This is a genomic window from Streptomyces mashuensis (assembly GCF_014654785.1).
GTDB lineage: Bacteria > Actinomycetota > Actinomycetes > Streptomycetales > Streptomycetaceae > Streptomyces > Streptomyces mashuensis.
Map to the genome: position 1 here is coordinate 83714 of NZ_BNBD01000007.1, position 9036 is coordinate 92749.

General features: G+C 72.7%; 7 protein-coding genes. 4 read left to right on the forward strand and 3 right to left on the reverse strand.

Translation table 11 applies throughout. From position 1 onward, the window contains the following. Positions 1-17: 17 nt before the first annotated feature. Complete coding sequence (locus tag IE305_RS33515) at positions 18-2780, forward strand: helix-turn-helix transcriptional regulator (protein WP_268255937.1); 2763 nt, start codon at positions 18-20, stop codon at positions 2778-2780. A 58-nt stretch (positions 2781-2838) separates the two neighbouring features. On the opposite strand, the gene IE305_RS18660 is transcribed toward IE305_RS33515, so the two are convergent. Both IE305_RS18660 and IE305_RS18665 read right to left on the reverse strand, forming a co-directional pair. After that, positions 2839-3468 carry a response regulator gene (locus IE305_RS18660; protein WP_190130784.1) on the reverse strand — a complete coding sequence of 210 codons (630 nt, stop codon included), beginning with the start codon at positions 3466-3468 and terminating at the stop codon, positions 2839-2841. Next, entirely contained in the window at positions 3465-4715 is a 1251-nt protein-coding gene (locus IE305_RS18665; RefSeq protein ID WP_229891167.1) for a sensor histidine kinase, read from the reverse strand. The genes IE305_RS18660 and IE305_RS18665 overlap by 4 nt, the downstream gene beginning before the upstream one ends. A gap of 154 nt (positions 4716-4869) precedes the next feature. Here IE305_RS18665 and IE305_RS18670 point away from each other — a divergent pair, with 154 nt between their 5' ends. The 3 genes from IE305_RS18670 to IE305_RS18680 all read left to right on the forward strand — a co-directional run bounded on the left by IE305_RS18670 (position 4870) and on the right by IE305_RS18680 (position 7566). Next, positions 4870-5433, forward strand: a complete 564-nt coding sequence (locus IE305_RS18670; protein ID WP_229891169.1) for a hypothetical protein — start codon at positions 4870-4872, stop codon at positions 5431-5433. Between the two features lie 94 nt (positions 5434-5527). After that, positions 5528-6019: a PH domain-containing protein gene (locus IE305_RS18675; RefSeq protein WP_190130785.1), complete on the forward strand. Its 492-nt coding sequence runs from the start codon at positions 5528-5530 to the stop codon at positions 6017-6019. Continuing rightward, positions 6016-7566, forward strand: a complete 1551-nt coding sequence (locus IE305_RS18680; RefSeq protein WP_190130786.1) for a PH domain-containing protein — start codon at positions 6016-6018, stop codon at positions 7564-7566. Before IE305_RS18675 ends, IE305_RS18680 begins: the two co-directional genes overlap by 4 nt. Positions 7567-7658: 92 nt before the next feature. On the opposite strand, the gene IE305_RS18685 is transcribed toward IE305_RS18680, so the two are convergent. Further along, positions 7659-8786, reverse strand: a complete 1128-nt coding sequence (locus tag IE305_RS18685; protein WP_190130787.1) for a nucleotide disphospho-sugar-binding domain-containing protein — start codon at positions 8784-8786, stop codon at positions 7659-7661. Positions 8787-9036: the final 250 nt, after the last annotated feature.

Sequence of the window (9036 nt, forward strand, 5' to 3'; positions counted from 1 at the left end):
CATTGTCCGGTCCCTTGGTGGAACGCGATTCCCACCTGGCGGCACTCAACGACCTGCTGCAGAGCGCGAAAACGGGGCGGGGTCGCGTCGTCCTCGTGAGCGGCGCCGTGGCCAGCGGAAAGACCCAGCTGCTGGAGAGCTTCACCGAACAGGCGATGAACGAGGGGGTGCTGCTGCTCGACGCCACCGCCTCCCGCGCCGAGCGCGACCTCCCCTTCGGCGTCCTGCGGAAGATCTTCGACCACCCCTCGATCACCGACCGGCTGCGCACCGAGGTGCTGCACCGCATGGACGACGTGGCCGAAGAAGGCCCGCACGCCCGGATGCAGGCCATGCCCTACGCCTCCTGGGCCCTGATGCAGCTGGCCGCCGAACGCACCGTCGTCATCGCCGTCGACGACGTGCACTGCGCCGACGACCACTCCCTGCAGTTCCTGCTCTACCTCGCCCGGCGCGTCCGCCAGGTACGCGTCCTCATCGTCCTCACCCAGACCACCCGGCTGCGCCAGGAACAACTGGCCTTCCACGCCGAGCTGCTGCGCCAGCCCCACTGCAGCCGCGTACAGGTCGACATGCTCACGGCCCGCGGCACCGCCGACGTCCTCGCCGGCCACCTCAGCCCCCAGGCCGCCGCCCGGATCTCCACCGAGTGCCACCGCATCACCGGCGGCAACCCGCTGCTGCTCCGCGCCCTCCTGGAGGACAGCCGCAGCAGCCGGGACCACGGCGAACCGTTCCAGCGCCCGGCCCCCGCGGAGCTGTTCTCCCAGGCCGTGCGCGACTGCCTGCACCGCGGCGAACCCGAGACGCTCCTCGTCGCCCAGGGCGTCGCCGTCCTCGGCGGGGCCGGCTCCACCGCCCTCCTCAGCCGCGTCCTCGACGTGCACGCCGAGGTCGCCGAGCAGGGCCTGAAGGACCTCGACCGGTGCGCCGTCCTCACCGACGGCGCCTTCCGCGACGACTCCGCCCGCGACGCCGTCCTGGCCGCCACCCCCAAGGCGGTCCTCCAGGCCCTCCACCTGCGCGCCGCCCAGCTCCTGCACAAGGACGGGGCGCCCGCCCTGGAAGTGGCCCGCCACCTGCTGGCCGCCCAGCGCGACCCCGACACCGTCATGGTGCCCGTCCTCCAGGAGGCCGCCGAGTACGCCCTCGTCGACGACGACGTCGAGTTCGCGCTGCGCTGCCTCGAACTCGCCCACGCCGCCTGCCCCGACGAGGAGGACCGCGCCGTCATCAAGGCCCGGCTCGTCAGCGTCGTCTGGCGGCTCAGCCCCGCCGCCGCCGAGGGCCACCTGCCCCAGCTCACCGCCGGCCTCCGGCCCGGCCGGCTGCCGGCCCGCGACGTGGCCCTGTCCCTGTCCTACCTGGCCTGGTCCGGGCACCTGGAGAACGCCGCCGACACCGTCCGCGGCCTCACCGGCACCCCGGCCGGCCCCGCCGCCCCCGAGCGCAGCGCCCTGGAGGCGGGCCGCCGCTGGCTCACCATGATCAGCCCGGCGCTGCGGGCCGTCTTCCCCGGCTCCGGCGCCGACCAGGCCGCCGCACCCCCGGCCGCCGGTCTCACCGGCGACGCCCACGGCCAGGCCGCCTCCGCCGTCGCCGCCGCCCTCGCCGGCGACCACGGCGAGGGCGCCGTCGCCGAGGCCCAGCGCGTCCTCCAGCGCTACCGGCTCAGCGACAACACCCTCCAGCCCCTCGCCTTCGCCCTGCTGGCCCTGCTCTACACCGGCCGCGCCGACCTGGCGCAGGCCTGGTGCGAGCGGCTGCTCGGCGAGTGCCAGGGCCGCCGCACCCCCGCCTGGCACGCCCTGCTGTCCGCCGTACGGGCGGAGATCGCGCTGCGCCAGGGCGACCTGCCGGGCGCCGCGCACCACGCCAACGCGGCGATGTCGCTGATGTCCCGGCAGAGCTGGGGCGTGGGCATCGCGCTGCCGCTGGCCACCCTCGTCCAGGCCGAGACGGCCATGGGCCGGCACGAGGAGGCCACCGCCCTGCTGGAGCAGCCCGTGCCGGAGGCGTTGTTCCGCACGCTGCCGGGGCTGCACTATTTACGAGCACGGGGCCGCTGCCACCTGGCGACCGGCCGCTACCACGCCGCCCTGGAGGACTTCCTCACCTGCGGCAGGCTGATGGGGGAGTGGGGCGTGGACGCCCCCGAGCTGGTGCCGTGGCGCGTCGACGCGGCCGAGGCGTGGCTCGCCCTGGGCGACCCCGACCAGGCGCGGGCGCTCGCCGAACGGCAGCCCCGGCGCGGTGACGCGGGGGCGCGCCGCAGCCGCGGCGCCCAGCTGCTGGTGCTGGCCCGCACCGTGGAGCTCAAGCGGCGGCTGCACGTCCTCAAGGAGGCCGTGGAGATCCTGGAGCAGGGCGACGACCGGCTCCAGCTGGCCATCGGCCTGGGCGAGCTGGGCAACGGCTACCGGGCGCTCGGCGAGTTCAACCGGGCCCGCCTGCTGGTCCGCAAGGCGTGGCACGTGGCCAAGGCGTGCGGCGCGGAGCCGCTGTGCCAGCAGCTGATGCCCGGCGACGCCGACGGCGAGGTGGCCACGGCACAGGTGGACGCCACGGGCGAGGCCGAGGCCCTCACCGAGGCCGAGTCGCGGGTGGCGCTGCTGGCCGCCCACGGCCACACCAACCGGGAGATCGCCACCAAGCTCTACGTCACGGTCAGCACCGTCGAGCAGCACCTGACCCGCATCTACCGCAAGCTGAAGGTCAAGCGCCGCCGCGACCTGCCGTCCAAGCTCGCCGAGAGCAGCATGGCGGCCGGCATCGCCTGAGCAGCACCGGCCCCCCACCGCCGTACGCGGTGGGGGGCCGGCACGTCATGAGCCGCCGTCAGAGCAGGCCGCGCTCCAGCGCCGTGATGACGGCGGACGTGCGGTCGGACACGTCCAGCTTGCGGAACGCCCGCAGCAGGTGCGTCTTCACCGTCGCCTCGCCGATGAACAGCCGCCGGCCGATCTCCGCGTTCGTCAGGCCCTGGCTGACCAGCCGCAGCACCTCCGTTTCCCGCTCCGACAGCGGAGGCGTCTCCACCGCCCGCGCCCGGAACAGCTTGGGCGCCAGCGACGGCGTCAGCACCGTCTCGCCGCGCGCGGCCGACTGCACCGCGTTGATCAGCTCCTGCCGCGAACTGCCCTTGAGCAGGTAGCCCGACGCGCCGGCCTCCACCGCGCGCAGGATGTCCGCGTCGCTCTCGTACGTGGTGACGATCACCACCTTGCTGCCCGGCGAGCCGCGCAGCACATGACCGGTGGCCTCCACGCCGTCCATGCCGCCCATGCGCAGGTCGAGCAGGACGATGTCGGGGGAGAGCCGGGCGGCCAGGGCCACCGCCTCCTCGCCCGACGACGCCTGCCCGACGACGCTGATGCCGTCCGCGGACTCCAGCATCGCGCACAGGCCCTCCCGCACCACCGGGTGGTCGTCGGCCAGCAGGACCCTGATCGTGATGTCGTCGCTCATTCCGCCCGTTCCCCGTTCTCCGTCGTCTCCGCCGGGTCCAGCGGCACCGTCACCTCGATGGTCGTGCCGTGCCCGGGACGGCTGCTCACCACGGCCCGGCCGCGGACCTCCTCCGCGCGGGCCCGCATGCCCGGCAGCCCGTAGCCCGCCGTCCCGCCGTCCGCGTCGAACCCCGGCCCGTCGTCCCGCACCACCAGACGAACCGTCCCGTCGTCGAAGTGCAGGCCCACGGCCACCTCCGTCGCCCCCTTCGCGTGCTTCCGCACGTTCGCCAGGGACTCCTGCACCGACCGCAGCAGCACCACGCTCACCGCCATCGGCAACGGCCGCTCCGGGCCCTCCACCGTGCAGCGCACCGCCAGCCCCGTCTCGGCCGCCAGCCCGTCCGCCTGCCGCCGCACCGCCTGCACCAGCGAACTCTCCCGCAGCGCCGGCGGCGTCAGCTCCACCACGAACTCCCGGGCCTCCACCAGGCTGTCCCGGGCCACCCGGCCCGCCAGCCCCAGGTGCCGGAGCGCCTGCGCCGGCGCCGACTCCACCTGCGACTCCGCCGCCTGCAACAGGCTGATGATGCTCGTCAGCCCCTGCGCCAGCGTGTCGTGGATCTCCCGCGCCAGCCGCTCCCGCTCCGCCGACACACCCGCCCGGTGCGACAGCTCCGCCAGCTGCCGCCGGCTGCGCCGCAACTCCTCGATCAGCTCGGCCCGTTCCCGGCTCTGCCGCACCACCCGGCTGATCCACAGCCCCAGCAGCACCGACAGCGCTATGCCCAGCAACGACGTCGGCAGCACGCTGCGGGCGTCACCGCCGGCCAGCCACACCACCGTCACCGGCATCAGGTTGGCCAGTAACACCAGCGCCACCGCGGGCGACGTGGGCATCGACATCATCAGCATCGGCGCCACCGCGAACAACGCGAACGACCCCGAGATGTCGAAGGAGATGGCCACCGCGAACAACAGGAACAGGCCCAGCCCGAACACCATGTTGCGCCGCCCGAACGCCTCCCGGCCCCCCCGGCGGATCATCAGGCTCCGCCCCAGTGCCGCGTACCACGGCACCGCCAGCGTCAGCGCCGCCACCGCGACGGCCCGGTCGGTCTGGTCACCGCTGCCGGCGAACAGCAGTACCGTCGTGACGATGTAACTGATGGCGAAGTAGCCGTCCCACAGACCGAACCACCGGTTCCCGTCCTCGGGGGCACCGGCATCGCCCTGATCGGCTGCCATCGGGGTCTCTGCACTCACGCACCAGTCCTACCACCTGCGGATACACCCCTGTCCACCGACCGGTGGACAGACGGACCCACCGTTCAGTCGTCCCGCCCAGGGGCCCGTCCTCCATAAGGTCGAGGACAGTGGCGCGGAGCATCGCGCCGGAACAGGGAAAGGCCCGACAGACATGAGCCCGTTTCTCACCGCTCTCATCGCGAGCGTGACGATCCTCGCCATCATCCTGGCGACCGACCTCGGCACCCGCCGCGTCACCAACATGCGCATGCTCCGGTCGCTGCTCGCCATCGCCATCGTCATCGCGCTGTTCGTGCACTCCCTGCCGCACGCCGGCAACGACGTCTCCCTCCAGCTCGTGGGCATCGGCGTCGGCGTCATCTGCGGCCTCATCGCCGCCTCCCTGCTGCCCGCCCACCGCGACCCCGCCACCGGCGACGTCTTCACCCGCGGCGGCATCGGCTACGCTGCGGTGTGGTTCGTCCTGTCCAGCGCCCGGGTGCTGTTCGCCTACGGGACCGAGCACTGGTTCCCCGCGGGCATCATCAAGTTCAGCATCGACTACAAGCTCAGCGGGCAGGACGTCTACGCGAACGCCTTCATCTTCATGTCGCTGGCCATGGTCCTCACCCGCACCGCCGTCCTGCTCACCCGGCGCCGCCGCCTCCTGGCCGCCGCGCCCGGCACCGCCCCGCGCTCGGGCGACGAGCAGCCGGCCGCGCACCACACCCGGTGACCGAAGGCCCTCGACACCCCTCGCAGGCGGCACGCACCGATGACGCCGATGACAACGCTTGACAACGCTCGGATGGGAAGAAGCAGTGGAACGCATGCATGACGTGAGGCTCCGCCCGCCTCGCAACCGCGTCGACCGACGGGCCCTGGCCTGGTGGCTGACCCAGTCGTCGGTCTTCGCACTGCCCCTCCCCATCGTCTTCGCGATCCTCTTCCTGTGCATACCGCCGGCCCGCACCGTGTTCGGCTGGCTCCTGGTCGCCACCCTCGTACCCGGCCTGCTCTACATGGCGGTCATGCCCGTCTGGCGCTACCGCGTCCACCGCTGGGAGACCACCGAGCAGGCCGTGTACGCCGCCTCCGGCTGGCTGTGGCAGCGCTGGCGCGTCGTACCGCTGTCCCGCGTCCAGACCGTGGACACCCTCCGCGGCCCCATCCAGCAGATGTTCGGCCTCTCCGGCATCACCGTGACCACCGCCTCCGCCTCCGGCGCCGTCAAGATCAAGGGCCTGGACCGGCACGTGGCCGCCGACGTCGTCCAGCACCTCACCCAGTACACCCAGGCCACCCCGGGAGACGCGACATGAGCTCCCAGGCGCCGACGCGGCAGTCCGCCGACGCCACGGCCACCCCGTGGGAACGGCTCAGCGGCCGCCTCATCCTCGTCCAGGCCGGCCTGCTCGCCGCCCCCCTCGGCTCCTTCCTGCTCGCCCTCGCCGTCTCCGGCGGCAAGGCCGACCTCCAGGTCCTCATCGCCCTCGGCTCCGTCCTCATCACCTTCCTGGTGGTCACCGGCATCGGCGTCATGCGGTACCTCACCACCCGCTACCGCATCGCCGACGACCGCATCGAGCTCCGCTCCGGCCTGCTCTTCCGCAGCCAGCGCGCCATGAGCCTGGACCGCGTCCGCAGCGTCGACCTCACCGCCAACCCGGTGCACCGCATCTTCGGCCTCACCTCCGTACGCATCGGCACCGGCGAACAGACCAGCTCCGCGGGGCGCCGCCTCACCATCGACGGCGTCACCAAGGCCCAGGCCGCCGAACTCCGCGACCGGCTCCTCAGCCGCCGCACCGCGGCCCCCGGCCGCGCGGCCGACGACGACGGCCTCATCGCCGACATGGACTGGTCCTGGCTCCGCTACGCCCCCCTCACCATCTGGGGCGTCGGTGGTGTCCTCACCACCTTCGGCACCGCCTACCGCATCCTCCACGAGATGAAGATCGACCCGCTGGAGTTCGGCTTCGTCAAGGACATCGAGGACCGCTACGGGTCGGTGCCCCTCTGGTTCGGCATCCTCGTCACCGCGCTGATCGTCATCGCCCTCGGCGCCGTCTTCTCCACCGCCACCTTCACCGAGGGCTGGTACGGCTACCGGCTCGAACGCGAACAGGGCGGCACCTTCCGCGTCCTGCGCGGCATGCTCGTCACCCGCTCCGTCACCATCGAGGAGAAGCGGATGCGCGGCGTCGAGCTCACCGAGACCATGCTGCTGCGCTGGGCGCGCGGCGCCCGCGTCAACGCCGTCGCCAGCGGCCTCGGCGACCGCGACGAGAACAGCAAGCGCAGCATGCTCACCCCGCCCATGCCCCGCAATGACGCCCTGCGCGTCGCCGCCGAGGTCCTCTCCGAGCACGAGTCGCCCACCCTCAGCGCCCTCCGCCGGCACCCGCGCATCACCCTGCGCCGCCGCATCAACCGCGCCCTGACCGCCACCGTGCTGCTCGTCGCCCCGCTCGCCGCCCTCGGCCTGTGGCTGTCCAGGACCTGGCTGTACGCCGCCGGCATCACCGCCCTGGTCCTGCTGCCCGCGACCCTCGCCATGGCCTACGACGCCCACCGCGCCCTCGGCCACACCCTGCGCGACCGCTACCTGATCACCCGCTCCGGCACGTTCGCCCGCCGCACCGTGGCCCTGGAGCGCCAGGGCGTCATCGGCTGGAACGTCACCCGCTCGGTGTTCCAGCGCCGCGCCGGACTGCTCACCCTCGGCGCCACCACCGCCGCCGGCAACCAGTGCTACAAGGTCCGCGACGTCGGCGTGGCCCAGGGCCTCGCCTTCGCCGAGGAAGCCGTACCCGGGCTGCTCGCCCCGTTCCTGGAGCAGGCGCCCTCGCACCGCAGGAGCCGCTGACCGGCTCCCCCCCCCGAACCAACTGTCCCAACCCCCGGGAAACGGAGGGGCGGCCCCCGCCGCCCCTCCGTTTCTGTTCTGCTCCGGTGCTCTCAGAGACCGGCCGCCGCCAGCTCCTCCAGCTGCGCCACCAGCGAGGCCGGCGACGCCATCGACGCGATCTCGTCCCGCACCTCCGCGGCCGCCGTACGCATCGCCTCGTCCGTCAGCAGACGGCGCACCAGCTCCACGTCCAGCTCCTCCGCCGTGGCGCTCACGCCCGCACCCCGCGCCTGCACCGCCGCCGCGTTCACGAACCGGTCCGCGCCGTCCGGCAGGATGATCTGCGGCACGCCCGCGTTCAGCGCCGCCAGTGTCGTCCCCGCACCACCGTGGTGCACCGCACCGGCACACGTCTGCATCAGCACCGTCAGCGGCACCCAGCCCACCACGCGCACGTTCGGCGGCAGCTCGCCCAGCGCACTGGTGTCCACCTCGCCCAGCGCCAGCACGAACTCGGCGTCCACCGACGACGCGGCCGCAATCAGCCGCTGCACCGGGCCCAGCCCCGTCACGTGCACCGACGCCGTGCCCAGCGTCACCGCGATCCGCGGCCGGTCCGGCTTCTCCAGCACCCAGTCGGGCAGCACCGCACCGCTGTTGTACGGCACCGGCCGCACCGACCAGCCCAGCGGCTCCGGCTCCACCATGCTCGGCGGCGCGATGTCGATCGTCCGCACCTGCTCCGGCAGCGACGTCACCCCGTGCCGCGCCATCGTCGCGCCCAGCTGCGACACCGTCAGCGCCCGGATGTCACCACCGCGCGCGAAACCGAAGTTGTGCTGCACCGCCGGAACACCCAGCTTCTGCGCCGCGATCAGACCCGACACGAAGATCTGCTCGTAGACCACCAGATCCGGCCGGAACGCCTCCGCGGTCCGCACGATGCCGTCCGTCATGTGGTCGTTGAGGTGCGCGAACAGCTGGATTCCGGCCATCGGGTCGGGACCCTCGGGGTTCCGCACCCGCACCAGCAGGTCCGGCACCGTCTCCTGGAAGAAGCTCTCCAGCTCCAGCCCCGGCGCCACGTCCGCCACGTGCAGCCCCGCGTTCTGCACCTCCAGGCCGTAACTCCCCGTCGCCACCAGCACCTCGTGACCGGCGGCCCGCAACGCCCACTGCAACGGGACCGTCGGGAAAACATGGCCGATGGCCGGATACGACACGAACAGTACGCGCATCGGTGCGCGCTCCTTTCGTACTGCCTCACCCGCAATGTCAAATTGCGGTCGGCATTCTTGACTTCTTCGGCTTGCCCAGCGCATTCTCAGGGGTCCGGGGAAAACCCGTCAAGGCGTGGACAATGCCTCCGGAGCCCCGCATCGATAGGGGTACCTAGGGGGTTTGAAGGGGTTACGAGGCCCCTTGTCACCATGGCAGGCTGCGAAATGGTCGTTGGATTCTGTCTGGCATGGTAAATGGAGCGCGTTG

Bases quoted from the DNA above. Each gene is read 5' to 3' on its own strand.
- IE305_RS18660 (WP_190130784.1), bottom strand. From the start codon at position 3,468: ATGAGCGACGACATCACGATCAGGGTCCTGCTGGCCGACGACCACCCG.
- IE305_RS18670 (WP_229891169.1), top strand. From the start codon at position 4,870: ATGAGCCCGTTTCTCACCGCTCTCATCGCGAGCGTGACGATCCTCGCC.
- IE305_RS18680 (WP_190130786.1), top strand. From the start codon at position 6,016: ATGAGCTCCCAGGCGCCGACGCGGCAGTCCGCCGACGCCACGGCCACC.
- IE305_RS18675 (WP_190130785.1), top strand. From the start codon at position 5,528: ATGCATGACGTGAGGCTCCGCCCGCCTCGCAACCGCGTCGACCGACGG.
- IE305_RS18685 (WP_190130787.1), bottom strand. From the start codon at position 8,786: ATGCGCGTACTGTTCGTGTCGTATCCGGCCATCGGCCATGTTTTCCCG.